The sequence below is a fragment of the Vibrio sp. 10N.261.46.A3 genome (assembly GCF_041472995.1).
Lineage (GTDB): Bacteria > Pseudomonadota > Gammaproteobacteria > Enterobacterales > Vibrionaceae > Vibrio > Vibrio coralliirubri.
This window is the reverse complement of sequence record NZ_JBFRRH010000186.1, coordinates 1-323: the sequence shown is the minus strand read 5'-3', so window position 1 is coordinate 323 and position 323 is coordinate 1. Positions and strand designations below refer to the sequence as shown.

Sequence of the window (323 nt, the reverse complement as noted above, 5' to 3'; positions counted from 1 at the left end):
TAACACTGTTTATCTTCTTTAAGGACATTGAGCGGCGTTTCATCCGCCTGAACCACCACTTGTTGGAGTAGATGCTCTTTTAAGGCGGCATACAGCGGTGTGAACTTCTCACTGACTTGGATAACCCACCTTGCCATGGTAGTTCGCGATAGCTCAATACCCGACTGAGTAAACAGCGACTCTTGGCGGTAAAGTGGCATTGCGTATTGATATTTACCAAGGATGATATTGGCCAGCAAGCTTTCTGTCGCGAAGCTTTTAGGGATGATGCTCTGGGGCGCTGGCTTTTGAACGATGTGGCTTTTGTCTTCAGTTTGCTCGCA

General features: G+C 47.7%; 1 protein-coding gene. It reads right to left on the bottom strand.

Translation table 11 applies throughout. The features are described from left to right. The coding region (locus AB4484_RS26535) for a transposase (RefSeq protein WP_372081032.1) at nucleotides 1-323 on the bottom strand (323 nt) is incomplete at both ends.